The organism is Bradyrhizobium semiaridum, assembly GCF_020329505.1.
In the GTDB taxonomy this organism is placed as follows: Bacteria; Pseudomonadota; Alphaproteobacteria; order Rhizobiales; family Xanthobacteraceae; genus Bradyrhizobium; species Bradyrhizobium semiaridum.
Window position 1 is genome coordinate 159,296 of record NZ_JAGKJJ010000001.1, and the last position, 24,630, is coordinate 183,925.

28 protein-coding genes and 1 tRNA gene are annotated in these 24,630 nt (G+C 64.9%); 17 read left to right on the forward strand and 12 right to left on the reverse strand.

Annotation, left to right across the window (positions count from 1 at the left end):
- The first annotated feature begins 1 nt into the window (after window position 1).
- Entirely contained in the window at window positions 2-382 is a 381-nt protein-coding gene (locus J6500_RS00665; protein ID WP_225710742.1) for a hypothetical protein, read from the forward strand.
- On the opposite strand, the gene J6500_RS00670 is transcribed toward J6500_RS00665, so the two are convergent.
- The gene (locus J6500_RS00670) at window positions 342-1,967 is read right to left on the reverse strand and encodes a glycoside hydrolase family 17 protein (protein ID WP_225710743.1); all 1,626 of its coding nucleotides are present in this window, start codon (window positions 1,965-1,967) and stop codon (window positions 342-344) included. The genes J6500_RS00665 and J6500_RS00670 overlap by 41 nt on opposite strands.
- 248 nt (window positions 1,968-2,215) lie before the next feature.
- Here J6500_RS00670 and J6500_RS00675 point away from each other — a divergent pair, with 248 nt between their 5' ends.
- The 3 genes from J6500_RS00675 (at window position 2,216) to J6500_RS00685 (ending at window position 6,206) form a co-directional block, all read left to right on the forward strand.
- Window positions 2,216-2,836, forward strand: coding sequence for a beta-1-3, beta-1-6-glucan biosynthesis protein (locus J6500_RS00675; RefSeq protein WP_225710744.1), 621 nt, complete (start codon window positions 2,216-2,218; stop codon window positions 2,834-2,836).
- 186 nt (window positions 2,837-3,022) lie between these two features.
- A complete protein-coding gene (locus J6500_RS00680) occupies window positions 3,023-5,914 on the forward strand; it encodes a glycosyltransferase (protein ID WP_225710745.1) in 2,892 nt (963 codons plus the stop codon).
- Window positions 5,915-6,130: 216 nt separating this feature from the next.
- A tRNA-Lys gene (locus J6500_RS00685) sits at window positions 6,131-6,206 on the forward strand.
- 439 nt (window positions 6,207-6,645) lie between these two features.
- Here the strand turns inward: J6500_RS00685 and J6500_RS31915 are convergent.
- The 7 genes from J6500_RS31915 to J6500_RS00715 form a co-directional block, all read right to left on the reverse strand.
- Window positions 6,646-6,768: a hypothetical protein gene (locus J6500_RS31915; RefSeq protein WP_283842871.1), complete on the reverse strand. Its 123-nt coding sequence runs from the start codon at window positions 6,766-6,768 to the stop codon at window positions 6,646-6,648.
- Between the two features lie 564 nt (window positions 6,769-7,332).
- On the reverse strand, window positions 7,333-7,674 hold the full coding sequence (locus J6500_RS00690) for a hypothetical protein (protein WP_225710746.1): 342 nt from the start codon (window positions 7,672-7,674) through the stop codon (window positions 7,333-7,335).
- 102 nt (window positions 7,675-7,776) lie between these two features.
- On the reverse strand, window positions 7,777-7,986 hold the full coding sequence (locus tag J6500_RS00695) for a hypothetical protein (protein WP_211986785.1): 210 nt from the start codon (window positions 7,984-7,986) through the stop codon (window positions 7,777-7,779).
- A 498-nt stretch (window positions 7,987-8,484) separates the two neighbouring features.
- Window positions 8,485-8,934, reverse strand: coding sequence for a hypothetical protein (locus J6500_RS00700; RefSeq protein WP_225710747.1), 450 nt, complete (start codon window positions 8,932-8,934; stop codon window positions 8,485-8,487).
- A gap of 81 nt (window positions 8,935-9,015) precedes the next feature.
- Window positions 9,016-9,180: a hypothetical protein gene (locus J6500_RS00705; RefSeq protein WP_225710748.1), complete on the reverse strand. Its 165-nt coding sequence runs from the start codon at window positions 9,178-9,180 to the stop codon at window positions 9,016-9,018.
- 452 nt (window positions 9,181-9,632) lie between these two features.
- Window positions 9,633-10,484: a 3-hydroxybutyryl-CoA dehydrogenase gene (locus J6500_RS00710; protein ID WP_225710749.1), complete on the reverse strand. Its 852-nt coding sequence runs from the start codon at window positions 10,482-10,484 to the stop codon at window positions 9,633-9,635.
- Window positions 10,485-10,610: 126 nt separating this feature from the next.
- Window positions 10,611-10,802: a hypothetical protein gene (locus J6500_RS00715; RefSeq protein ID WP_225710750.1), complete on the reverse strand. Its 192-nt coding sequence runs from the start codon at window positions 10,800-10,802 to the stop codon at window positions 10,611-10,613.
- A 671-nt stretch (window positions 10,803-11,473) separates the two neighbouring features.
- On the opposite strand from J6500_RS00715, the gene J6500_RS31920 reads away from it, so the two are divergent.
- The 7 genes from J6500_RS31920 to J6500_RS00745 all read left to right on the forward strand — a co-directional run bounded on the left by J6500_RS31920 (window position 11,474) and on the right by J6500_RS00745 (window position 15,590).
- Window positions 11,474-11,605 (forward strand): hypothetical protein, encoded by a 132-nt coding sequence (locus J6500_RS31920; RefSeq protein ID WP_283842872.1) that lies wholly within the window; start codon window positions 11,474-11,476, stop codon window positions 11,603-11,605.
- A gap of 85 nt (window positions 11,606-11,690) precedes the next feature.
- Window positions 11,691-11,978 (forward strand): hypothetical protein, encoded by a 288-nt coding sequence (locus J6500_RS00720; protein WP_225710751.1) that lies wholly within the window; start codon window positions 11,691-11,693, stop codon window positions 11,976-11,978.
- A 148-nt stretch (window positions 11,979-12,126) separates the two neighbouring features.
- The gene (locus J6500_RS00725; protein ID WP_225710752.1) at window positions 12,127-12,375 is read left to right on the forward strand and encodes a hypothetical protein; all 249 of its coding nucleotides are present in this window, start codon (window positions 12,127-12,129) and stop codon (window positions 12,373-12,375) included.
- A 164-nt stretch (window positions 12,376-12,539) separates the two neighbouring features.
- Window positions 12,540-13,829: a hemolysin family protein gene (locus J6500_RS00730; RefSeq protein WP_225710753.1), complete on the forward strand. Its 1,290-nt coding sequence runs from the start codon at window positions 12,540-12,542 to the stop codon at window positions 13,827-13,829.
- A 118-nt stretch (window positions 13,830-13,947) separates the two neighbouring features.
- A complete protein-coding gene (locus J6500_RS00735) occupies window positions 13,948-14,547 on the forward strand; it encodes a formyltransferase family protein (protein WP_225710754.1) in 600 nt (199 codons plus the stop codon).
- A 196-nt stretch (window positions 14,548-14,743) separates the two neighbouring features.
- The gene (locus tag J6500_RS00740) at window positions 14,744-15,100 is read left to right on the forward strand and encodes a hypothetical protein (RefSeq protein WP_225710755.1); all 357 of its coding nucleotides are present in this window, start codon (window positions 14,744-14,746) and stop codon (window positions 15,098-15,100) included.
- 112 nt (window positions 15,101-15,212) lie between these two features.
- A complete protein-coding gene (locus J6500_RS00745; protein ID WP_376707744.1) occupies window positions 15,213-15,590 on the forward strand; it encodes a hypothetical protein in 378 nt (125 codons plus the stop codon).
- 76 nt (window positions 15,591-15,666) lie between these two features.
- Here J6500_RS00745 and J6500_RS00750 read toward each other — a convergent pair whose 3' ends face one another.
- Window positions 15,667-16,065, reverse strand: a complete 399-nt coding sequence (locus J6500_RS00750) for a RidA family protein (protein WP_225710757.1) — start codon at window positions 16,063-16,065, stop codon at window positions 15,667-15,669.
- A 184-nt stretch (window positions 16,066-16,249) separates the two neighbouring features.
- On the opposite strand from J6500_RS00750, the gene J6500_RS00755 reads away from it, so the two are divergent.
- Window positions 16,250-17,128, forward strand: a complete 879-nt coding sequence (locus J6500_RS00755; RefSeq protein WP_225711049.1) for a DMT family transporter — start codon at window positions 16,250-16,252, stop codon at window positions 17,126-17,128.
- An 18-nt stretch (window positions 17,129-17,146) separates the two neighbouring features.
- On the opposite strand, the gene J6500_RS00760 is transcribed toward J6500_RS00755, so the two are convergent.
- Both J6500_RS00760 and cysK read right to left on the reverse strand, forming a co-directional pair.
- Window positions 17,147-17,386, reverse strand: coding sequence for a BrnA antitoxin family protein (locus J6500_RS00760; protein ID WP_225710758.1), 240 nt, complete (start codon window positions 17,384-17,386; stop codon window positions 17,147-17,149).
- A 3-nt stretch (window positions 17,387-17,389) separates the two neighbouring features.
- Complete coding sequence (gene cysK, locus J6500_RS00765) at window positions 17,390-18,364, reverse strand: cysteine synthase A (RefSeq protein WP_283842873.1); 975 nt, start codon at window positions 18,362-18,364, stop codon at window positions 17,390-17,392.
- 228 nt (window positions 18,365-18,592) lie between these two features.
- Here cysK and J6500_RS00770 point away from each other — a divergent pair, with 228 nt between their 5' ends.
- Window positions 18,593-18,808, forward strand: a complete 216-nt coding sequence (locus J6500_RS00770; RefSeq protein ID WP_211986764.1) for a hypothetical protein — start codon at window positions 18,593-18,595, stop codon at window positions 18,806-18,808.
- A gap of 11 nt (window positions 18,809-18,819) precedes the next feature.
- On the opposite strand, the gene tgt is transcribed toward J6500_RS00770, so the two are convergent.
- A complete protein-coding gene (gene tgt / locus J6500_RS00775) occupies window positions 18,820-19,953 on the reverse strand; it encodes a tRNA guanosine(34) transglycosylase Tgt (protein WP_225710760.1) in 1,134 nt (377 codons plus the stop codon).
- Window positions 19,954-20,207: 254 nt separating this feature from the next.
- Between tgt and J6500_RS00780 the strand changes: the two genes are divergently transcribed.
- The 4 genes from J6500_RS00780 (at window position 20,208) to J6500_RS00795 (ending at window position 24,429) form a co-directional block, all read left to right on the forward strand.
- A complete protein-coding gene (locus J6500_RS00780; protein WP_225710761.1) occupies window positions 20,208-21,344 on the forward strand; it encodes a patatin-like phospholipase family protein in 1,137 nt (378 codons plus the stop codon).
- A gap of 96 nt (window positions 21,345-21,440) precedes the next feature.
- Entirely contained in the window at window positions 21,441-22,178 is a 738-nt protein-coding gene (locus J6500_RS00785; protein WP_225710762.1) for a TetR/AcrR family transcriptional regulator, read from the forward strand.
- Between the two features lie 386 nt (window positions 22,179-22,564).
- A complete protein-coding gene (locus tag J6500_RS00790) occupies window positions 22,565-23,119 on the forward strand; it encodes a PepSY domain-containing protein (RefSeq protein WP_312018186.1) in 555 nt (184 codons plus the stop codon).
- Window positions 23,120-23,391: 272 nt separating this feature from the next.
- Window positions 23,392-24,429, forward strand: a complete 1,038-nt coding sequence (locus J6500_RS00795; protein ID WP_225710763.1) for an aspartate-semialdehyde dehydrogenase — start codon at window positions 23,392-23,394, stop codon at window positions 24,427-24,429.
- Window positions 24,430-24,630: the final 201 nt, after the last annotated feature.

A 24,630-nucleotide genomic window follows, 5' to 3' on the forward strand; every position in this document is an offset into this window, starting at 1 on the left:
GATGAAGAAACCTCCGTTCCGCATCTCCCCATATCAGGTCCAGTTCCTGCTGGTCGTCGGCTTCCTCACCGTCGGCTACGCGCTTTACCTGCGCTATCTGGGCATCGAATTCTCCACCGTGGCGCTGGCCTGCGACGCCGGCGCGCAGAGCATGATCTGCAAGGCGCGCGCGCTCTCGACCGTGCTGTTCAAGAACTCGGTGTTCGGGATCACCGCGCTGGTGATTGCGGTGCTGAATCTGATGCGGCCGTCGATCGTGCTGCTGACCGGCGGCCTGATCGCCGCGGGGCTCGGGATCGTGCTCTACAACATCGTGCTGTCGGGGCTGGCGATCGGCCTGTTCATCCTGGGTTTTGCGCGGCCCGCGCCCGCCACAGCGTAGCGGCGAGCAGAAGGTACATCGCGCAGGTCCAGTCGGACTGCCAGTTGATCGTGCCCTCGTTGTACAGGATGTAGAGCGTGCCGATCGCGAGCAGGCCGGCGAACACGGACTCGGCGATCGGCCGGACGCCCTCCTTCGGGCGGTTGAGCATGGTCAGCAGCGCGAACGGCACCACCGCCATGGTCAGCGAGGCATAGGGGAAATCGCGGTAGCGCGGATCGAAGGTGAAGCCGAGCGCGGTCTCGGCCGCGATCACCGTGGTCACGGCAAGCACGATCGCCAGCAGCGCCATCAGCGCGCCCTTGCTGCGATAATCGCGCGGCCCGACCAGCTCGAGGAAGGTCGGCAGCGAGCGCCCGGCGATCAGCGCATGCGCCGACAAGAGCGGTGCGGCGATCGCCGCCGCCAGCAGCGCGCCCCAGTGCAGCCAGCCGCCGACGCCGTAGCTCTCATAAGTCATCTTGTCGGCGGCGATCCCGACCAGCGTCCCCGCCGTCGTGGCGGAGATCGCGACCGCGAGCCAGGCCGACGGCCGCGGCGTCCAGGGCCGGCGCCGCAACGTCAGCCACGCCACCAGGAAGGTCGCGGCGCTGAGCGCCATGCCGCAGCCCATGTACAGCTTCCAGGCCGGGAAATTGCTGATCGCCACGCCCGGCGGATACTTCACCTGCCGGTGCACCGAATCGAACAGGCCCCAATAGCCGCCAACCGTGCCCTCCAGCATGCGCTTCCAGGGCTGGTCATAGGCCTCGATCAGGTTGACGCGAAATCCCTCGCGCCTGGCGAGATCGAGGATTTCGGAAACGACGCGCGCCTGGTTGGTGCGCGAGGGCAGCGCGCCCTCCCGCATCCGCCCGGCGCTCGGCCAGCCAGTCTCGCCGATCAGGATCTCCTTGCCGGGAAACGCCCCCGCCATCCGCTTGCGGATGTCATCGACATGCGCGGCGGCGAACTTGGCCTTGATCGGGATGTCCTCCCAATACGGCAGGATGTGAATGGTGACGAAATCGACCGCGTCGTAGATCTCGCGGTTCTTCAGCCAGTATTCCCAGACATCGGCATAGGTCACGGGCACGTTGGCCTGCGCCTTCACCGCGCGGATATTGGCGGCGAGGTCGGCGGTCGTCATCTCGCCGCGCAGCAGCACCTCGTTGCCGACGATCAGCGAGGTGATGACGGTGGGATATTCCTTGGACAGCCGCACCGCGATCGCGATCTGCTGCAGGTTCTTGAAGCGGTTGCTGCCGAGCCAGATGCCCTGCATCACCTTCAGCCCGACCTTGGCCGCGACGGCGGGGACCTGGTCGAGGCCGTTCTCGATCGAATAGGTGCGCACGCAATCGGTGACCTTGACGAGGCCGGCGAGGTCCTCCTCGATCTGCTCGACCGGGATCTGCGTGGTCGGATCGAGCGGCGTCTGCGCGCCGCGGAACGGCGTGTAGGAGACGCATTGCAGCTTTGCGTTGGGATCGATCGGCGCGCGCGCAAGCGTAATCGGTGTGGCGAGCCACCACCACACGGATGCGATCACGGCGAGTGAGATCAGGAGAAGCGCCAGCGGCGTACGAAGCGAAATCGGTTCCATCCTCCGGGGGACCGTCGACTTAACCGGTCACGGCCCGTCTGCCAATAGCGGGATTCGGTCAATACCATGGTTGTCCTGCGACAGTTTTGCGCTGCTGCGATAAAGTTGTGAGTTTGCTGGACAAAATTTGAAATTCCAGTCATGGGATTCCGCGGGAGTCTCCGCCGCACTGGAGACCTATTTGGACGGCATCACGCGAGCCGTTAGGATGATGATCCCGCGGGGGCAGGAACATATTCGGGGAATACATGCGTCGACGGCTGCTTGAGTTGAAGAACACTGGTTTGCGCCACCTTGCCGCAGCGGGCCTCGTCACGGCCGTTGCGCTGTTCATTGGAGCCGGCGGTGCCCTCGCCCAGAGCGGCTCGCCCAATCCGCAGGATCAGGCCAAGCAGCAGCCTGGCAATCCGGCCGACGCCAATGCCAATGCCGCGCGGGAAGCCAACCAGCGCAAGGTCGAGGAATTCACCGAGGCCCAACAGGCCATCAACGGCCCGGGCGGCAACCCGGAATGCGTCTGGCTCGGCCGCCGCGTGGTGCGGCTGATGTGGAACGACGACCTCGACACCGCATTCCGCCATCTCGACCTCTATGATCGGTTCGGCTGCCCCGGCGGCCACGTCCAGGCGGCGTTCCGCTGCCTGACCCGGTTCGGGGCCCAGATCGACGACAAGGTGCGGGGCAGCCTCGACGGCCGCATCCACGCCTGCTGGATCAATCCCGGTGCCCAGCCGCAGGCCGCGGCGGCAGCTTCTGCGCCGTCCCCTTCGCCCACGCCGGCGACCGCGGGCAACGCCACGCCGGCTCCGGCCGCCGCACCGACACCTGCGCCGACGCCATCGGCCTCACCGGCCCCGCCGGCGAAATAACAAAGGCCGCGCCGGCGATGGATTTTTTCGCCGGCGGAGCGGCTTGCGCCCTACAAACGCCACCGCGGCATACCAGTTGTTAAATCGTCTGGCGGAGATATCCTTGCATCCGCCGTTGGTCCGGCCGAACCCAGGGGACGGGTTCGCTTAGTCCTCAATATCAGGCCCCGTATGGTTTAACCCACGATGCGCGCCGTCGTCGCCGTCCTGTTGCTTGTCACCGCCGCTCACGCCGCTCTGTGGGGCCTGTTCCAGGAGAAGCAGTCGGCGCCCGATTACCGTGGCACGCTGCCGAGCCTGTCCTACGCCCCGTTCGAGCCCGGCCACATCACCGTCGACAGCGACGCCGAGAAGGTGCGCGCCGACCTGCGGAAACTGTCCACACTCACCAAGGCGGTCCGTCTCTATTCGTCGACCGAGGGCAACGAGCTGGTGCCGCCGATCGCCGCCGAGTTCGGCATGAAGGTCACGGTCGGCGCATGGATCGACAAGAACGGCGACCGCAACAGCCGCGAGCTCCTGGCTGCCATCAATCTCGCCAAGCGCAACAGCAACGTCATCGGCATCATCGTCGGCAACGAAACCGTGTATCGCGGCGAGCAGGTGCCGATCGAGAATCTCGGACCGTTGCCCCGGACCGACCCGAAGGCCGATCCCAAGGCCGAACCCAGCCCGGAAGAGGTCGAGCGCTTCCGCGAGGAATTCGCCCGCTTCATGCGCGACGACGCCCCGCGCATCCTGCGTGAGGAGGACGCGCGGCTGCACGATGCCGAACTGCAGCCCGAGGACAAGCGGTCCGAGGCGATGAAATGGGCGATCGCCGAAAACAACGTGCACCGCCTGATCAAGGTGGTGCAAAGCGTCAAGAAGTCGGTCAACGTTCCCGTGACCACAGGCGAAATCTGGAACATCTGGCGCGACCATCCGCAGCTCGCCAATTCGACTGACTTCATCGCCGCCCACGTGCTGCCCTATTGGGAAAACTTCACCGACAAGCAGGCGGTGGACCAGGCGGTCGACCGTTACAACCTGCTGCGCGACTCCTTCCCCGGCAAGCGCATCCAGATCGCCGAGTTCGGCTGGCCGAGCCAGGGCTACAATCTGCGCAATGCCGACCCCGGCCCGTTCCAGCAGGCCACCGTGCTGCGCAACTTCGTCTCCCGTGCCGAGGCGATCGGCATGGATTACAACATCGTCGAGGCGATCGATCAGCCCTGGAAGTTCTTCGAAGGCGGCGTCGGTCCGTATTGGGGCATCCTCAACGCCGACCGCGAGGCGAAGTTCGCCTGGACCGGACCGGTCACCGACCTGAACTACTGGAAGCTCGCGCTGGTCGCCGTGCTGGTCGGCCTGTTCATGTCGCTGCCGATCCTGCGGCTGGATTCGCCGACGGTGATGCAGGCGCTGGTGCTCTCGGCCGCGGCCAACGGCGTCGGCGCCTGGGTCGCCACCGTGTTCGCCTACTGGACCACGCATTACTTCGTCTGGGGCTCGGCCTTCGCGCTCACCCTCGGCCTGATCCTGCTTGTGCCATTGGTCCTGATCGCGATGGCGCGGATCGAGGAGATCGCGGCGGTCGCGTTCGGCCGCGGCCCGCACCGCCTGATCGCAAAGACCGCCCCGCTCGCCCCCGCCACGATCGGCGAGAACGTCGCATTCCCGAAGGTCTCGATCCACATCCCCGCTTATTTCGAGCCGGTCGAGATGCTGAAGGCGACGCTCGATGCGGTGTCGCGCCTCGACTATCCCAACTTCGAATGCGTCTGCATCATCAACAACACGCCCGATCCTGATTTCTGGCGGCCGATCCAGGATCACTGCCGTCAGCTCGGCGAGCGCTTCAAGTTCATCAACGCCGAGAAGGTGCAGGGTTTTAAAGCCGGCGCGCTGCGCATCGCGATGGAGCGCACCGCGGCGGACGCCGAGATCATCGGCATCATCGACGCCGATTATGTCGTGCATCCGGACTGGCTGAAGGACCTCGTGCCGGCGTTCGCCGATCCGCGCGTCGGCCTCGTGCAGGCGCCGCAGGAGCATCGCGACGGCGACCGCTCGCTGATGCACTACATCATGAATGGCGAATATGCCGGGTTCTTCGACATCGGCATGGTCCAGCGCAACGAGTTCAACGCCATCATCGTGCACGGCACGATGTGCCTGATCCGCCGCGCCGCGATGGACAAGGCCGGCGGCTGGTCAAGCGACACCATCTGCGAGGACACCGATCTCGGCCTCACCATCCAGCAGCAGGGCTGGCTGACGCACTACACCAATGTGCGCTACGGCGAGGGCCTGCTGCCCGACACCTATGAAGCCTTCAAGAAGCAGCGCCACCGCTGGGCCTATGGCGGCTTCCAGATCGTCAAGAAGCACTGGCGGCGTTTCCTGCCGGGCGCCAGCCGCCTGACGCCGGATCAGCGCCGCGAGTTCTCGCTCGGCTGGCTCAACTGGCTGGGCGCCGAAAGCCTCGGCGTCGTGGTCGCCATCCTCAACCTGATCTGGGTGCCGATCGTCGCCTTCGCCGACATCGCGATCCCCGACAAGATCCTCACGCTGCCGATCATCGCCTCCTTCATCGTCTCGCTGGTGCACTTCGTGGCGCTGTACCGGCTCAGGGTGAACATCAAGGCCGGCCAGATGCTGGGCGCGATGATCGCCGCGATGAGCGTGCAGTGGACGGTGTCGCGCGCGGTCGCGCAAGGCCTGATCACCGAGCACCTCGCCTTCGCCCGCACCTCCAAGGGCGGGCTGTCGCGGATGTCGATCGAATTCCAGGCGTTCTGGGAGGCCGTGATCGGCGTGCTGCTTTTGGTCGGCGCCGCCGTGCTGGTCGCCACCAACGGCTTCAAGCAGGTCCGCGAGATCTACATCTTCGCCGGCGTGCTGGTGCTGCAGAGCCTGCCGTTCCTCGCCGCGGTGTCGATCGCGATCCTGGAGAATTCGCGGATCAACGAGTTCGCCTTCTGGCGCAACAGCGCGATCCGCACCGCGGAACTGATTGGCCTGCGCCCGGTCAGCCTGCCCTCGGTCGCCGCCCCCAGCCAGCCCGCCGGCTCCGAAATGCGCCGCGACGGCTGAGCGGCGGCCTGAAGCCCGTGGATGGCGGGGTCGGCCAACTTCAAGAAGCAGCCCTAACCGCCAGTCCCCTCAAGGCAAATCCGGCCGGTATCGACATGCGATTGCGGCGCGTCGGCTATTGACCCGATGGGCCCCGCCCCCTACACAGCGCGGGCTGGAGCATGATCCGGACGATGCCCCCACCTCCGGCATCCCGGACGCATAGTTCAGGTGAGTGAGCGCGTAGCTCAGGCGGTAGAGCACGTGACTTTTAATCATGGGGTCGAGGGTTCGAGTCCCTCCGCGCTCACCAAAATTCCGGCAGACCTCCAGGCTGATCAAAGTCTCGTAACCTGTCTTGCAGGATAGCGAACTCTTCGTCCTCCTGAGACTTTCGGGACACGCTGCCCCACCGCATACGCCTCTACGAGTGCTCGTAGACGGCTATCATCTATCGCGATGAAGCGTTACTTATAGTCTCGCCTCAAAACGCTTCCCTTGCCCCGCAGCGACTTCTCCGTAAACGACGACGAACTGTGAAGGTGATTTTTTAGTCGCTGGCGCAGCCCGTGCTTGCCTCTGATTGTCCTACCGACGTGGGCTACTCGTCCCTTCGGAGAATAAATCACGTAAACGCCGTGAAGGTCCGGTACATCCAACCTATCCCTGGCTTCGGGAAAGCTCGCCAGCGGCACCTTCAGGAGCTGCGCGTACTTCACCTTGACGGCCTTGGGCTCACCCTTCATGGTGCCTCAATGCAGAAATCGCGGCACGACCATGAGCCCCACGATAACGATGGCGGCAATGATCGCCATCCATCCCTTGGCGTTGAAATCGAAGAACGGCCCTTTGAAGCGAAGTTCGTGGTCGGACATGACACAGCTCTCCATTAAAACCCTAAGAGCTGCCCTTCGGAGGAATTGAGATATGTGACCTACGGCGTGACTCCTGCGCAAGAGTCCAAATGCGTTTCCTACTCGAAACGTATTTTCAGTTAACGACGAGGCCAGAGTTCTCAATGGGTTAAGTGTCTCACAGTCCTGAGTTATCAACAGGCAGTCCAACCCGCGCCTGGTACTTCTAGGCCTTCAGATCGCCTCACTCACCGATTCGGATACGTGCCAAGATCGGCCAGCATGCAGGGTCATGCACATTCCACGACGCACATCGCTCGGGGTAACAACACGATCAACCAACAGAACGGCCCCGGTGCGGTCGGCACACCGAGGCCGTCATTCCCGCTCCCGGCGGGGTTGGGGGGCTGATTGCCGGGAGCGAAACAGAATACGCCCGATATCGGCCGCGCGTTCCTCGGAGCTTCCGTGCGCAAGGGGCGCAGAGGGATTACTCCCTGGCGGCAGACATCGCAGCGCTCGGGATTTCAACGTCCCGGTTCAGGAAGGACATGCCGCCGGGCGTGTCGTCTGGCGCCGGCTCTCCTAATGCCTGTTCTGCGACTTGGTCCGGCGCGTGGCCTTCGGCTTCGGCCGCGCAGGCGTTGCCCGCCGACGGGGAGATGCGGCTTGTGTCTTGCGCCGGGGCGAACGCGGCGAGGTCGGCGACTTCGAACCGCTCGGCGTGCCCGAGAACGCTTGGCCCGAAAACATCTGGGACAGATCCTTGATGGCCTTGAATTTGAGAACCGACGGTTCATCCAGCCGGACGATCGTCGCCTTGCTGCGTTCGCTCGGAAGCATCACCATCGCGCGAGCCACTGCGGACCGCAGTTTCATCAGACCATGGTTCGAAAGCTCGACAAACTCGTCCGGGTTTACGCGCATCCGCCGGTTCCTCAGCTCACAAGGACCCCCTTGCCGTGAAGAACGCCGATGGCCGGTCAAGGTTTCATCGCGATCGACACCGCCGACCAGCGATGTTCGGGCTTACGTCAGCATCGAGATGATCGTCTGTACCTGATCCGACGCCGACGCCACGAGCCCGTCGAATGACGTCTGTCCGTGCGCGGCCGCTTGCAGGATGTATTCGGCAAGCGCGGCCTTGAGGCCGAACACGACCTGATCGCGTGGCACGGTGGTCATCACCGCTTCCAGTGCGTCGCGCATCGTCTGGATCAGTTCGGAGCTGTATTTCATCGCTGCCCTCCGCATCAGCAGAATAGCCGGGCGGACTCCGCCTGCCACTCACAAGCGTGCGACGCAACGTTGCCATTTCTTAATGAGCTGATCGGCTCGGGGGCCGCCCTTGCAGACAGAAAATCAATCGCCTAGTCCTGAGATCAAGATGATGCGTTGGAATCGCGAGACGTAGATTTGGTGCCCTTCGAGCGCCTCGCCCGAAGGGTTGCGGACAGGACGGCAGCTTTGGCTTTGTTCAACCAGATGCGAAAGCGGGATTGGGCCTTCGTGGCGCTTTGCGTCGCGGGCTCACTCGTGTTCGGCGTCTGGAGCGTCCGGATGGGGATCGCGTTTCACCGAACGCACAGCGCGACCGACCTCAGCAGTTCGCATCGGCGTAGCGAGCCGGCCCCGGCGCCGGATGCGCCCGCCGCCGTCAACACGGATGTCGATCGGCAGTCGGGCCGTCCGCAATAGGCGTTGGCACGGGAAAGCCGGCAACACCTTTCCGGCGGACTATGCGAAGGCCAAGCCAGGCGCGACGGCAGCATCATCCGCGTCATCTGTCGCGCGCGTCGCCCGCTTGCGGCGAGTGCTGTCGCTGGCGCGGCGGTGACGGAGATCGAGCCTGCGCAACGCCGCCGGCAGGATCCTGCGCGCGCGATCGGCGGCCTGCCTGACCACCACCACGATGGTCGACAGCCGCGTGAACAAGCCGACCAGGAAGATCACCGAGAAGATATCGATATAGGCGAGGAGATCGCCGACCAGCATCAGCTCGGGCGGGATCGGAATGCGGTGGGCATAGGCAGCAACCACGAGGACCAGCGGGATCAGCGCGATGATCCGCCGCAAGGTCAGCCGGTCGAGGAACGCCGCGAAGTCCACGACGAAGACCTGCCACAACAGGTCACCGAACGCCGCCGGCTTGTCGATCGTCCATCTCAGCCAAAGCCGTTTCCACATCGCCCGCCCTCACCGCGCGTGCGCAGGCAGCAGCCAACCAGATGGGGCGGCGCGCGACCGGTTCAATGCCGGCGGGCGGCTCTACGGCTCGGACGACACCTGCGCGCCGTCACGGTCCGGGTGGCCGTCCTGCTGGTCGCCGGAATCCGCCGATGGAAAGACGCGCTCGTAATTGGCGCGGGCCTCGCGGATCAGGCGCGCGCGCTCGAGTTCGGACTTCGAGATGAACCTGATGACCTGGCCCATGTGTTGCTCCAATCGAGACGATCAATGCGGCAGGCGGTGCAATGATTGTGCCGGATGGCAGGTGGAACCCCGCTTGCCGCGTCGGTATCCGGCTCTCGATCTAGGATGCGGAGCGCGTGCCCGCGAGGTTTCGGGCGGCCCGCCTCACCTAGCCGTGAGGCTGCGGGCCGGATGGCGCGGCTGCGCAAATGGGGCTTGTTTTTGTCCCGGCGAGAGAGGTGACGGGGTGCGGCTGAATCCGCGCGTTTCGGTCATTCGGCAATGCGACGCCGGTCGGCGCAAGGCCGCAATTGAAAAACACGAGGCCCGGTGTGCCTAGGAGACCGGGCCTCGTGTCTAGCGTCCCCCGCCTCACGTGGCGGATCGCGGGCTGCGTGTTACGTCACTCCGCCGTCGCGATCCATTCCGGACGACTACGGATGACGAACTGCCACGCCCGCGCGCGAGCTGTTTCACTTGCTATAGCTGTAGAAGCCCTGCCCGGTCTTGCGGCCGAGATGACCGGCATCGACCATCTCCTTCAGCAGCGGCGCCGGCCGATACTTCGGATCATTGAAGCCGGTGTAAAACACCTCCATGACCGACAGCATGGTGTCGAGCCCGATCAGATCGGCGAGCGCCAGCGGTCCGATCGGATGGTTGCAGCCGAGCTTCATGCCGGCATCGATCTCTTCCGCGGTCGCGATGCCTTCCTGCAACGCGAAGATCGCCTCGTTGATCATCGGGCACAGGATGCGGTTGACGGCGAAGCCCGGGCTGTTCTTCGCCGTGATCGCGACCTTGCCGACGCGCTTGGCGAAGGCTTCGGCCTTGGCGACGGTGTCGTCGGAGGTCTGCAAGCCGCGGATGAGTTCGAGCAGCGCCATCACCGGCACCGGGTTGAAGAAGTGCATGCCGATGAAGCGGTCGGGGCGGTCGGTCGCGGCGGCAAGCCTGGTGATCGAGATCGACGAGGTGTTGGTCGCGAGCAGCGCGCCCGGCTGCAGCGTCGCGCAGAGATCCTTCAGGATCTTGACCTTCAGCTCTTCGTTCTCGGTCGCCGCTTCGATCACGAGATCGCAGGCGGCGAGCTTGCCCTTGTCGGTGGTCGCCGTGATCCGCCCGAGCGTCGCGTCGCGATCGGCCGCGGTCATCTTCTCCTTGCTGACCAGGCGCTCCAGGCTTGCCCCCACCGTCTTCAGGCCGCGCTGCACCGCGGCGTCGGAGATATCGACCATGGTGACGCCGAGCCCGGCCGCTGCACACACCTGGGCGATGCCGTTGCCCATGGTCCCGGCGCCGATGATGCCAACCGTCTCAATCATGCGTTCGTCCTTCCGTCGCGTTGTGCCGCCCCGCGGCCGCTCTCGCCAAGCCATGCGGGCCTGTCGCCCGCCGATGGGCCATGCATAGCAGCCCGGTCAACCCTGAGCGTCGGTATTTTAGTAATGCTATTCGGGACGCGGCGGCGATGGCCGCCTTGGCGGCGTGAGGGTGCGCGGCGGAGCATGGGTCCGCGGCGGCTCGGCGGCGCGGGACGGCTCGAGCACCCGGTTGAGGCGGACGATCCACCAGGCCAGCCGCCCATAGCTGCGGCGCAGCGCCGGCACAATCCCCTCGTCGTGGTCGTTGTTCCCGTCCATGGCGCCTTGCCTAGCGCCGATCCTTGAAGGAACAGTGTGACGTGATCACGCGCTGGGCGGCTCCTGCTTAGCGGTTCGCTAACCAATCTTGGGCCGGACCGGCCGCCCGGCTCCTTTGCATGGGGTTGTTTTTCGACATTTTGGCCACGCCCACACTTCTTCCGTGGCGATGCGGCTTTCTGCTGCTTCCACGCGAGCCGCCACATTGCTAATTGTTGAGAATTGTTGCCGCTCTGAAGCGGGGTTGCGATGTTTCAATTGGTCAACTGGTGGAAAACCAGCAAATTGCCTCTGGCTTGCCCGAATTGCCGGGAAATGGCCTCGCCTCAGGTGGTGCGGCGTGGGCGATACCTGGTCGGCGGCGCGCCATTGCGTTGCGAATCATGCGGCGTGACTTCAGCGGTGACGCTGTGGCGCTTTGAGGGAATGTCGCGAAGCGCGGCATCCGCACCCCCCGCCGCCACGTCACGGCACCCGGTCTCTTCGACACCGCACGCCAGCTGAGGCGGCAAGGCGCCATCGGCCGCGGCGGCACGAGCAGTAATCCAACGGATTGAACTGGAATGCGCTCGCGCTGCAGCATCGAGATGCCGGCGCGACTCGCATTTAGTTGATTGAATTTTGCGCGTGAGCGCAGCGACGAAAGGAAACAGATCACGAGGGCTACGCCCATGCTTGCCGAAAAATTCTTTCTGTATCTCGAGACTTTGCTCAAGAGCCAAAACTATCCCGACGGTGGCCAGCGCGTGGTCAGCACGTCGCCCCACATCCCGGTCAGCCTGCCGCGCAAGGCCAAGTCCTGAGCACAAGTCCTGAGCGCAATTGACCGGCTGCAGGAATGCTGGCAGCCTTCTCGGACTGCCCCGACCAGTCCGGTGAGGTGAGGAGATGAAACCCGCTTTGGCGGTTGCCGCCGCCCTCACCGTTTCGGCCGTCATGGCGCTGCAGGCGCAAGCCGGCGAACTCCGGCCGACCATTCCGCCGGAACTGGTCACGCTCTGGCCGCTGCCGCCGCCCGCGATCCCCTATCGCTGCAGCACCGGTCCGGTGACCAACGCCTATCACGGCGCGCTCTACGACGCGCCGCCGGCGATCTACCACGGCTTCGCCTATCGTCCCTACTACCGCTACACGGCCAATCGCGTCGTCCCGCCGACCTATGTCTGCGCGGAATAGATCCGCGACGTGGGCAACACGGCGCTGGAGAGCCAGCTCATAAGCTTCTCATAAGCTTCGCCGCGCATTCTGTCGCGCAACATCGCGCTAGGTGAAACCGCGCGAATCGGCGTTACTGCGTCACAGATCACAACTTGAGATTTTCGGCATGACCCAGTCCGAAGTCTTGGATCGGAATATCCGCGAGCTGCAGGAGTGGATGCGCAACGCGTGGATCCAGCTCGCTGATCCCGCCCTGACCGCCTTCTCCCGCCGCGAACTGCGCAACCAGATGAAGCAGCACGGCGCCGACCTGCGCGCGTATCTCCAGGCGGCATCCGAGCGTCCGCCGGAGCCGTCGGCCGCGCCCTCAAAGCAGTTCGCCAAGCCCGAACTGCGCCTGCTGGCCTGGAGCTAGCCGCGCCGGCGATCCGCGCGTCAGAATGCCGCGATGACCTGCGGGCGCGCATCATGCGTAGCGCCGCCGCCGCAGCGGCCCACAATGCACAGCAAAACCACGCCGGTCCGTCTATATAGGGGCATCGTGCGCGGCGAACGCCGTCGAAGGCTTAAGGGACCCTCGTGTTATATCTGGAACTTGCGATCGTGGCGGTGTTGATCGTCGTCAACGGTCTCTTGTCGATGTCGGAGCTCGCCATCGTCTCCTCACGCCCGGCGCGGCTGGCCGGGCTGGTCGAGAAAGGCGTCAGCGGCTCGCGCCGCGCGCTGGTGCTGGCCTCCGATCCCGGAAAATTCCTCTCTACCGTGCAGATCGGCATCACGCTGATCGGCGTGCTGTCCGGCGCGTTCTCGGGCGCAACGCTGGGCGGGCGCCTGTCGCAATGGCTGTTCGAGCTCGGGCTGTCGCCGAGCGTTGCGGACGCGGTCGGCGTCGGCCTCGTCGTCGGCCTGATCACCTATGCCTCGCTGATCGTCGGCGAACTGGTGCCGAAGCAGATCGCGCTGCGCGATCCCGAGTCGATCGCGGTGAAGGTCGCGCCGGCGATGACGCTGATGGCGAAACTGTCGCTGCCGCTGGTCTGGCTGCTCGACCGTTCCGGCAAGCTGCTGCTGTGGCTGCTCGGCCATCGCGAGGACGCCCAGGACCGCGTCAGCGAGGACGAGATCAAGACGCTGGTGGTGGAGGCCGAAAATGCCGGCGTGCTGGAGCCCGGCGAGAAGGAGATGATCGCCGGGGTGATGCGGCTCGGCGACCTTCCCGTCGGCGCCGTGATGACGCCGCGCCACGAGGTCAGCCTGATCGACCTCGCCGCCCCTGCAGCCGAGATCCTGTCGACGCTGCAGAAGAGCAGCCACTCGCGCTGCGTAGTGTTCGAGGGCAACCGCGACCACGCGCTCGGCATCGTACAGGCCAAGGACGTGCTCGACGTCTACCTCGCCGGACAGAGCCCCGACATCCGCGCGCTGACGCGCGATGCGCCGATCATCCCGGAGACCGTGGATGCCCGCGATGTGGTCGCGATCCTGCGCGACTCCGCGGTCCATATCGGCCTCGTCCATGACGAATACGGCACCTTCCAAGGCGTCGTCACCAGCGCCGACATCCTCGAGGCCATCGTCGGCGCGTTCCACACCGAACAAGGGCCGGCCGAGCCCGCCTATGTCCGACGCGACGACGGCTCCTATCTCATCTCGGGCTGGATGCCGGCGCTCGAGTTCAGCGAACTGCTCGGCATCGCACTGCCCTCGCCGCGCCCCTACCAGACCGCGGCGGGCTTCCTGCTGCACGAGTTCGGCGCGATCCCCGATGTCGGCGCCAAGACCTCGGCGCAAGGCTGGGAGTTCGAGATCGTCGACCTCGACGGACGGCGCATCGACAAGGTGCTGGTGAGCCGCCTTGTGGCGGACTGACATTGCCAGCCGGCCGCCTTGTTGATAACCGGCACCGCGACGAAACAGTCCGTCGCACTGTGCTATCGGCATAGCAGTCCCTCGAGCCGTCCTGGCGAACCCTCACGGAATGAATCCCATGCGCATTACCCTCGTCGGTTCCCGTCATTTCGGCGTGACGACCCTGAACATGCTGCGCGACCATGGCATCGAGATCGCCAGGGTCGTGGTCCATGACGGCGAGGACCGGCTGGCCGCGGCCGCCAGAGCGGCCGGCCTCGATGTCGTGGTGCAGGCCGATCCAAAGATCGTGGCGGCGTCCGAGATCGCGCCAGGCACCGAACTGATCGTGACCGCCCACAGCCATGCCCGTGTCAGCAGGGAAGCCCTGGCGGCGAGCCGGCTCGGCGGCATCGGCTACCATCCGTCGCTGCTGCCGCGGCACCGCGGCATCGCCGCCGTGGAATGGACCATCAAGGAGCGCGATCCGATCGCCGGTGGCACCATCTACCATCTCGCCGACCGTATGGACGCCGGTGCCATCGCCGCCCAGGACTGGGTGTTCGTCAAGAAGGGCGAGACCGCTCGTGAATTGTGGGAGCGGGCGCTGGCGCCGCTCGGGCTGCGCCTGCTCGCCCAAGTCATCGACCATGCCAAGACCCACAAGACCCTGCCCGCCGAGCCGCAGGACGAGGAATTCGCCACCAAGGCACCCAGTTTGACGGACGGCAAGCACTAGTCACGGCAGAACCGGTCTCTAATTACCGGCTCGCAATGTATAGCAACGTGATTTACCGTTCCGGACCCGGGCCCGGATTCACGTTGATGTGTTTAAGTCCACAGGAACTTTCGCCGGTTCCTGCGCCGCACAAATTTTGAACACAATGTGACACGATAAGCCCTCCCATCACACGAAATGACAGGGATTTGATTCAATGCGTTTGATCCGCATCCGCGACCTGCTTTTGGCCTCGTTGGCCGCCTCCGCCACCCTCGCCGCCGCTCCCGCATCCGCCCAGCAGCCCTATGACGGCCTTTGGCAGGTGACTGTCGTGACCAAGACCGGCAGCTGCGAGCCGTCGACCAGCTCGACCGTGACCGTCAGCGAAGGAAAGATCTCGGCCCAGGGCGCGGCGATCTCCGGAACCGTCGGCAGCGGGGGACTTGTGCGAGTCTCGATCAATGGTGCATATGCGAACGGACAACTCAGTGGCAAATCCGGATCGGGGAAGTGGAATGGGGCATCAGCTGGCGTACCGTGCAGCGGTCGATGGGAAGCGTCCCGTCAGTAAGATCGGCAGCGCATTTTTCTCGGCGCGATGGCCTGCACTCGCAGCCGTCGCGTTTTTCGTGACTGCACTCGCAACTACCGCCGGCCACGCTCAGTCCGGTCCGTTCGCCGGCATGGCCGGCACCTGGTCCGGCGGCGGCTCGGTCATGCTCGATGACGGCTCCAGCGAGCGCATCCGCTGCCGCGCGACCTACCATGTCGCCGGCCCGCGGATGACCATGAGCCTCACCTGCGCCAGCGACTCCTACAAGTTCAACCTGGCGGCTGACGTGCAGGCCGAAGGCAACGCGGTCAGCGGCTCCTGGAGCGAGTCCAGCCGCAATGTCAGCGGCTCGATCGAAGGCCGCGGCGGCGGCGGCAACTTCCAGGTCCTCGCCAGCGGGCCCGGCTTCAACGCCAACATCTCGCTGCAGACCCGCGGCAACAAGCAGTCGGTGACGATCCGGGCCGACAGCCAGTTCCGCGGCGCCAACATCTCGCTGACGAAGTAATCGATTGCACCGACGAAAAAAGCCCTCGGGGTCCGTCCCGAGGGCTTTTTGCTGTCCGTTGCTTCGACCGCGAGCGCTATGCCGCGGGCACGAACGCAGTGACCTCGATCTCGACCTTCGCGCGCTGATCGACCAGCCCGTCGATATAGAGCAGCGTCGAGGGCGGGAAATTGCGACCGAGCGTCTCCTTCCACGCCGCCCCGATGCCGGGCCCTGCGGCCTCGTATTCGCTGCGGCTGGTCAGATACCAGGTCAGGCGGACGATGTGCTCGGGCCCCGCCCCAGCTTCGCCCAGCAGCCTGACGATCCGCTTCAGCGCGGTGCCGATCTGCGCGGCCATGTCGGGCGCATACTCGCCCTTCTCGTCGCCGCCGGTCTGGCCGGCCAGCACGATCCAGCGGCCCGGGGCGTCGAAGGCGACGCCGTGCGAGAAGCCACGGGGTTTCGACCATTCGGCCGGTTGCAAGACACGCATGGGCAGCTCCTCTTGCTGACATCGTCATTCCGGGCGACTCGAACGGCCAGCCTCGAACGAACCCGTTGGTTGCGTGCTGCTTAGCATCGATCGCATGGACGGCGCATCCGCGCCGGCAGAATTGCGCGTTGCAAATTCATCACAACTCGCCGATACCGGCGATCCCTTCCACCTCGTTCCCGTCATGGATCGCACGCCTTCAAAGACCCGCGCCGCGCTGTGGATGTCCGGCTGGCTCGCGCTGATGCTGATCGTGACCGTGGCCGGCCGCGAGGCGACGGAAGCGGTGAACGTATTCCAGCTGATGCTGGTTCGCGGCGTGCTCGGCTTCGCGATGCTCTATCCGATGATCCGCATCAACGGCGGCTTCGCGATCTTGAAGACGGCGCGGGTGCACGTGCACATTGTGCGCAACCTGATCCATTTCTGCGCGCAGTTCGGCTGGTTCTACGCGCTGACCTTGATCCCGATCGGCCAAGTGGTTGCGATCGAGTTTACCATGCCGATCTGGACCGCGATCCTCGCGGCAGGTTTCCTCGGCGAGCGGATGACGTCCTGGAAGGTCATCGCGATCGTGCTTGGGGTCGTCGGCGTGGTCGTGATCGTGCGGCCGGCTGCCGGCGAGATCAATCCGGGACAGCTGATCGCGCTCGCTGCGGCGGTCGGCTTCGGCGTCTCGATCGTGATCGTGAAGTCGCTGACACGCACCGAGCAGGCAGTAGCGATCATCTTCTGGCTGCTGATGGTGCAATCGGTCGTAAGCCTGCTTCCCGCGCTCTACGTCTGGACCTGGCCGCCGCTGCAGACCTGGGGCTGGCTGGCGGTGATCGCGTTCTGCGGCACGTACTCGCATTACTGCATGGCGCGCGCCATGCTGCATGCCGACGCGACCGTGGTGATCCCGATGGATTTCCTGCGCGTGCCGCTGACCGCGATCATGGGCTGGCTGATCTATTCGGAGCGGCTCGATGCGCTCACGCTGCTCGGCGCGGCACTGATCCTGGCCGGCAATTTTCTGAACCTGAGGCCGAGCAGCTCAGTCCCGGTCCGCACCGGGACGTGAGCCTGGCCTCCGCCGAGCCTACTTCCCGGCCGCCTTGCGCAGCGCTTCGTTGATGCGATCCTGCCAGCCGGGACCGCCCTCCTGGAAGTATTCCAGCACGTCCTGATCGATCCGCAGCGTGACCTGCTCGCGGACGCCGGGGACAGCGACCGTCTTCGGCGGCGCGGCCGCGACCTTGGTGGTGGCGCGCTTGAACGCCGCCTCCGCTTCGCTGCGGGCGTCGTTCAGGGTTCGCGGTCGCCTGGGCTGATCGGCCATCTGTCAGATTCCTTCGAAGAGCACCGTCGACAGATAGCGCTCCGAGAATGACGGCACAATCGCCAGGATGGTCTTGCCGGCCGCCTCTGGCCGCTTGCCGATCTGCATCGCCGCGGCGATCGCAGCGCCCGATGAAATGCCGCCAGGAATGCCCTCGTTGCGCGCCAGCGCCCGCGCCATCTCGACGGCAGTCGAGCTGTTGATCTTAACGATCTCGTCGATCACCGAGCGGTCGAGAATGTCGGGCACGAAGCCCGCGCCGATACCCTGAATCTTGTGCGGCGTGTGCTGGCCGCCCGACAGCACAGGGCTTTCCTCCGGCTCGACGGCCACGATCTTCAGCGACGGTTTGCGCGGCTTGAGCACCTGCCCGACGCCGGTGATCGTGCCGCCGGTGCCGACGCCGGCGACGAAGTAATCGATATTGCCGCCAGTATCGTTCCATATCTCCTCGGCGGTGGTGCGACGATGAATCTCCGGGTTGGCGAGATTCTTGAACTGCTGCGGCATCACTGAATTGGGTGTCGTGCGCACCAGCTCCTCGGCGGTCGCGATCGAGCCCTTCATGCCCTGCGCAGCCGGCGTCAGCACGATCTCGGCGCCGAGAAAGGCCAGCATCCGCCGCCGCTCGATCGACATCGATTCCGGCATCACCAGCTTCAGCCGGTAGCCGCGCGACGCCGCGACATAGGCGAGCGCGATCCCGGTATTGCCCGAGGTTGGTTCGATCAGCACGGTGTCCGCGTTGATGATCCCGGCCTTCTCCATCGCCACGATCATCGCGGCGCCGATGCGGTCCTTCACGCTGGCGGCCGGATTGAAGTATTCCAGCTTGGCGAGGATCGTCGCGTTGACTCCATTTGCCTGCGGCAATCTGCGTAGACGCACGATCGGCGTGTTGCCGATCGCATCGACAATGGAATCGAAGACGCGGCCGCGTCCAGGTTGCAATGCACTCGTTGTCATCGACGCGTCCATCAAGCGGCTCCTCTGGCCAGAATGTGCAGGGGTGATGCGGATTTTCTTCATTAGACGCAGTGCGGCAACGACGCGCAAGCGAGAAACCAGCGGATCGGGAATTCGTTGCAATGCAAAATCAGAATCTACGCAAATAACGTAAAACCTACGCATTTGTGTTGCGACAAGGTCAAACAAATTGGGCTATATACTCGGACCAGTGCAGCTCAGAACGCAGAGGAGGTCACGATGCCAGCGCTTGCTGAAATCTTGTCGACCGTCGCGTCTAAGCCCGATCCACGTGGCAGTGACCTGCCGACCTGCCCGGTGTGCGCGGATTCCATGGTCGCGGCAGAAGCGTCCGCGTACCTCTACGAGAATTTGATCAGCTATCTCTGGACCTGCGACACCTGCGGATACGGCTTCGTCACCAAGCATTCGGTGAAACCGATCGTCTGCAACTGATCACACAGAGCTCACATCGGAGCAATGTCACCGCGCGCCCATCCGGCGCGCGTCCTCATTTTGAACTCTTCGAATGTACCGCTTGCGATTGCGTCACGGATGCCCTGCATCAGCTCTTGATAGTAGGCGACGTTGATTTCGGACAGCAGCATTGCCCCAAGCGTCTCACCTGATCGCACCAGGTGATGCAGATAGGCGCGCGCATAGCTGCGTGTCGACGGCCAGGGACTTTCCTCGTCCAGCGGCCGCGGATCATCGACATGCCGGGCGTTGCGCAGGTTGATCTGCCCGAACCGTGTGAACGCCATGCCGTGGCGTCCGTTCCGCGTCGGCATCACGCAATCGAACATATCGATGCCGCGCGCCACCGCCTCGAGAATGTCCTCGGGCGTGCCGACGCCCATCAGATAGCGCGGCCGGTCGACCGGCAGCGCCGGCGCGGTCTCCTCGATCATCGCCAGCATCACCGCCTGCGGCTCGCCCACCGCGAGCCCGCCGATCGCATAGCCGTGAAAACCGATGCTGACGAGCTCCCGCGCGCTGACATGCCGCAGCGCCGGCACGTCGCCGCCCTGGACGATGCCGAACAGCATGTAGCCCTCGGGCGCAGCCTCGAATGCGCGCTTGGAACGCTCGGCCCAGCGCAGCGACAGCTGCATCGCCCGCTCGATATCGGCGTGCCCGGCCGGCAGGCGGACGCATTCGTCCATCTGCATCGCGATGTCCGAGCCGAGCAGCCGCTGCACCTCGATCGAGCGCTCCGGCGACAGCTCCACCTTGGTGCCGTCGATATGGGAGCGGAAGGTCACGGCCTTCTCCGTCACCTTGCGCAGCTCCGACAGCGACATCACCTGGAAGCCGCCGGAATCCGTCAGCATCGGTCCACCCCAGCCCGTGAACCGTTGCAGCCCGCCGAGGCCTGCGATGCGCTCGGCGCCCGGCCGCAGCATCAGATGATAGGTGTTGCCGAGCACGATGTCGGCGCCGGCCTCGCGGACCTCGCGCCAATGCATGCCCTTCATCGCACCGGCGGTGCCGACCGGCATGAACGCCGGCGTCCGCACCAGCCCGTGCGGCGTGGATAGGCGCCCGGTCCGCGCACTGCCGTCGCTAGCGAGCAACTCGAAATGATTAGGGAGACTCATGCGGCTGCTTATTGCGTGCCGGCCGTGTCCGATCAACCCGGGGACGCGAAGGTCACGCGGCTTCGTGAACGCCGGCCGCCCGACGCAGGCTTGCACTGGGCTGGCTACTCCATTAAACAAAACGAAACAGTATCGTTTTATGTCGGGATTGAGGCGGCGAAACATCGCGCCGCACTGCCACGCTCGCAAAGGACAGCCAACCTCCGATGTTCTCCTCCTTGCGGGTCATGGCGCCCGCCCGCCCCGGCCATCGGATGACGGTAGCCCGCGCGATCCGCCGAGCCGTCCTTCTGTGCGGCCTCGTCTTCGCCTTGGCCGCCTGCAGTTCGCTGCCACGCACGCCGTATACGGCGGCCGATGCGGCCAATTCCCGCGTGCTCGATCTCGATGGGCTGCGGCGCTTTGCGGACGAGCCGGCGGCGAAATTCCGCATCGAGAAGGAAATCCCGACGCGGGAGATCAAGACCTATCTGGCGCTCTCCGGCGGGGGCGCCGACGGCGCCTACGGCGTCGGCGTCCTCAACGGCTGGACGGCAGCCGGCACGCGCCCGACCTTCTCCGTCGTGTCGGGCGTCAGCACCGGCGGCCTGATCGCGCCGTTCGCCTTCCTTGGACCGGCCTATGACGAGACGCTGAAGGAGGTCTACACGTCAGGCATCGCGGAAAGCCTGCTGCAGGATCCCAGCATCATGCGGGTGCTGTTCGGTTCCGGCCTGTTCGGCAACAAGCGGCTGCGCGAACTGGTCGCCCGCTATGTCGGGCCGGACATCCTCAGCGCCGTGGCGCGCGAGCACGCCAAGGGCCGCAAGCTGCTGATCGTCACCACCGATCTGGACACCCAGCGCACGGTGATCTGGGACATGGGACGCATTGCCGCCGTCGGCACGCCCGAGGCATTGCAGCTGTTTCGCGACGTGATGGCTGCCTCCGCCAGCATTCCGCTGGTGTTTCCGCCGATCATGATCGACGCCGAGGGCCAGGGCCGCCGCTTCCAGGAAATGCATGTCGACGGCGGCGTGACCGCCCCGGTGCTGACGCTGCCGGATGCGCTGCTGTTCCGAGAGCGCGGCTGGCCCGCCAACGGGCGGCTCAACATCTACATCCTGGTCAACAAGAAGCTCGAAGGAAACTTCGAGCTGGTGTCGAACTCGACCATCGATGTCGCCTCCCGCAGCATTTCCGCGATCACGCAGGCGCAAACCCGCTCGGTCATCCTCTCGACCTACGATTTCGCCAGGCGCAACCGGCTCGGCTTCCATCTGTCCTATATCGAGCGCGACTATCCCGCGCCGGAAACGCCGGGATTTGACACCGCCTATATGCGCGCGCTCTACCAATATGGATACGAGAAGGCCGCGTCCGGCCGCGCCTGGGCCTCGACACCGCCGTGAGCGGCGGGGCCATGCACCGCCCGAATTGGACGAATCCGCGCGCCGCGGGTTATAGACCGGCCAGACCCGTCCGGCGTGCAACCAAGTGAATGGGCAATGGGATTGACGGCAACCAAGGCCAAGGCCGCCAGGCGCGGCGTTGCGAAATCGCGCGGCGGGCGGCCCACCCGCGACGCCGCGATCGAGCGCGACCAGCGGCTGATCGAGGTCGCGACGCGCCTTTTCCTTGAGCGCGGCTTCGATGCAACCTCGATCGATGCGGTGGCCGAGACCGCGCGCGTCAGCAAGCCCACCGTCTACGCGCAGTACGGCGACAAGCGCGGCCTGTTCACCGCGGTGCTGAGGCGCGAGATCGCGCGCTGGCTGGCGCCGCTCGCCGCCGCGGCGACCGAGATGCATCTCGACCATCCCGCGGACTGTTCGGTCGAGGAGCGGCTGATCGATCTCGGACGCCAGTTGCTGACGCTGAATTGCAGCGCGGATTCCATTGCCTTCAGCCGCATCCTGACCGCGCAGGCGATCAATTTCCCCGACGTGGCCAAGCTTGCCGTCGACGAAGGCTGGTCGAAAGCCGTCTCGACGACGGCCGATTTTTTCGACCATCTGGCTGCATGCGGCGCCCTCGACCTCGAGGACACCACGATCGCGGCCGAAACGTTCCTCAACATGGTGGTCGGCCATACCCATCGAATGGCGACGTTCGGCATCCCGATCGACATGGCGAGCGCCGAAAAGCGAATGGAGGTCTCGATCCGGCTGTTCCTCGCCGGTGCCGTCGGGCCGCCGGACCGGCTCCGCGGCACAGCCAAGACCCGGCGCCGGCCGGCCCGCTGAGGGTTCCCTCGCGCGTTCTGGTTCCAACTGAGGATTGCGACAATTCGGTTCTTGACCGAAACAAAACGACACCGTATGGTTTTATTTATAAAGAGACGCGGGATCCGCTGCAACAAGCCCCCCAAAGGATTCCGCGTCGCCTGACAAACTTCGATCGCCGCAGCGGAGCTAAAACCGTCGCTCTGTCTGGACGTTCGGCGGCCGACCTCCCACCTAAAAGGTCGGCCGCGCTTTCTCGGGTTCGAGACGGCTCTTCGACGCGCGAGGGCGGCGACGCGAGACGCGTAGAGTTCGAAACGCAAGAGATGCGCATGAGTTCGACGATGACGACTGGAATGCGCAAGCAAAGGCGTTGGACATTCGGTGCCCCCTTGCTGGCAATTGCCTTGGCGGCCCTGCCCTTCACTTCGTCGGTCCATGCGCTCGCGACCACGGATGCTGCGACGACTGCGCCGCAGAACGACGATAGCGAGCAGTTCGATGCGCGGGCGGTTCGCCGCGAGCTCGACAACTTCCAGGCAGCACAGATCTCGCTGCGTCAGGCCATGACGATCGCCGAGCGGCTGCATGCCGGCTCGACCACCGCGGATATCAGCTTCGACGGCGGATCGGAGCCGGCGGTGTTCCGGGTCAAGACAGTGCAGCGCGATCGCGTTTGGCGGCAAACCATCAATGCCGCGACAGGCCGGGTCATCGATGCCGAGGCCGCCTTGCCGCTCACGGAGCTCGATACCGAGGACCGCGGCAACCTCGTCGTGCTGAGGGCGCTCCGGCATCGCCTCGCGGATGCGGTCAGCGTCGCCGAGCGCGCAACCTCGGGCAAGGCGATCAGCGGCGGCCTGATGCGCGAGCGCGGCAGGCTCAACTTCGTGATTGTCGTGGTCGCCGGCAGTGACCTGAAACAGGTGATCCTAGAGCCGCCGGGCGCCCGCTTGCGCTGATCGGCCAGGATTTTTGCCCAAAAGCCGTTGACGGGCGCCGATACCTCCCGCATAAGTCGCACCATGATTAACGCGACCAAACGCACGACCAAAACCACCAAGCCCTCCGGGGCCTCGGGAGGCGTGCGCGCGTAGTCGGTCGTATCGCATCATCTTCACCCGAAGCCCCGCCTGATGAAGGTCCGGGGCTTTTTTGTTGCCTGCAGCACACAGCATGATCCGGAAAAGTGGGAACCGGTTTTCCGATCAGATCATGCTCAACCGAGACTCAAATGGAGGACACAGTGAGTAACGATCCCGTCGTCGCGATTGTCGGCGTCACTGGCGCCGTCGGTGCCGAGTTCATCGCCACCATGGACAAGCGCGGCTTGCGCGTCGGCAAGCTGAAGGCGCTGGCGAGCGCCCGCTCGGCCGGCAAGACCGTTGCCTTCCGTGGCGAGCCAGTCGTGATCGAGGAGCTCACCGAGCGCGCCTTCGAGGGCGTCGATATCGCGCTGTTCTCGGCCGGCAGCAGCATCTCGAAGAAGTACGCGCCGATCGCCGTGAAGTCGGGCGCCGTGGTGGTCGACAATTCCTCGGCGTTCCGGATGGATCCGAACGTGCCGCTGGTGATCCCGGAGATCAATGCTCATCGCATCCGCGACCACAAGGGCATCATCGCCAATCCGAACTGCGCCGCGATCACCGCGCTGGTGCCGCTGTGGCCGATCCATCAGAAGAACCGCATCAAGCGCGTGATCATTTCGACCTACCAGGCCGCCAGCGGCGCCGGCGCCGCCGCGATGGACGAATTGGTGGAATCCACCCGCGCCCATCTCAACGGCCAGGTGTTCACGCCGAAGGTGATGCCGCATCCCTACGCGTTCAATTTGTTCAATCACAATACCGCTGTCGATCCCGAGACCGGCTACAACGACGAGGAGACCAAGGTCATCAAGGAGACCCGCAAGATCTTCGAGGACGAGAAGATCGCCGTCGGCGTCACCTGCGTACGCGTGCCGGTGCTGCGCGCCCACTGCGAGGCGATCACCTTCGAATGCGAGAGGCCGATCACCGAGGACCAGGTGCGCGCGATCCTCGCGGCGGCGCCCGGCGTCAAGCTGGTCGACGACCGCGCGAAGAACTATTTCCCGATGCCGATCGACGCCTCCGGCCAGGACGACGTGCTGGCCGGCCGCATCCGCAAGGATCTCAGCGATCCCTCGGGACATTCGATCTCGATGTTCGTCGCCGCCGATCAGTTGCTCAAGGGCGCCGCACTCAACGCGGTGCAGATCGCCGAGCTGCTGCCCGAGCGCGCGATGGCGTGAGGCAGTTTTGTGCGATCGAGTGTCAGATCGTGAGAGGGTGTGAAGCTTGTCCTCACCGCTGTCATCGCCCGGCCTGTGCGCAATTGCGCACATCGACCGGGCGATCCGGTATTCCAGAGGCAGCCGTTATCGAACCGATAGGCCGCGGCGTACTGGATCGCCCGGTCCGGGCGATGACAGCGAGCATGTTGAGCAAATCCA